The following is a 520-nucleotide window of genomic DNA, read 5'->3' on the forward strand; positions in this document are numbered from 1 at the left end:
GTTCAGCTGTACCTGTGACCGTGTAACCATTCGTGCTGTTTCCTGTCACATTGCCTACTGTTGGCGCATCTGGAGCAGTGGTATCTGCTGGGTCTGTAACAACTAGAGTTTGAGTGACATCGTCATAACCACCTGCCGTATAAGTGACGGTGTAGGTGCCTGCAGCCAAGTTACCATTAGTAACCGCACTTCCTGAAGCATTCGTGATAACCGCTGTGACCGGAACATCGGCACCTTCACTGTCTTTCAGAGTTGTTGGAAGAGTAGCCATAGCGTCTGAGGCACCAATTGCCGAAGTGGTTGCGGTTAGATTACCGGTTGGAGCTACGAGAGTTGGATCTGCTGGAGTCGTCGCTGGAGTTGGATCACTCACATTTCCTGCGGCGTCGGTCGCTGTAACACTAATTGGTGCGTTAGGGCCGACTGAGCCCGGAAGAGCAACCGTATAATCTCCTGTTTCATTCGCGGTTCCTGTTCCAACGGTTGCACCACCGCTATCTTTAATTGTGACCGTTGAGCC

Annotated in this window: 1 protein-coding gene; it reads right to left on the reverse strand. The window is 51.7% G+C overall.

Features of this window, described 5'->3' with window-relative positions; genetic code table 11:
* A partial coding sequence (locus IAE52_RS11410; RefSeq protein ID WP_233611000.1) for a phage tail tube protein occupies positions 1-520 on the reverse strand: 520 nt, incomplete at both ends.

Source organism: Lactococcus sp. S47, from assembly GCF_016517475.1.
GTDB classification, from domain to species: Bacteria; Bacillota; Bacilli; order Lactobacillales; family Streptococcaceae; genus Lactococcus; species Lactococcus lactis.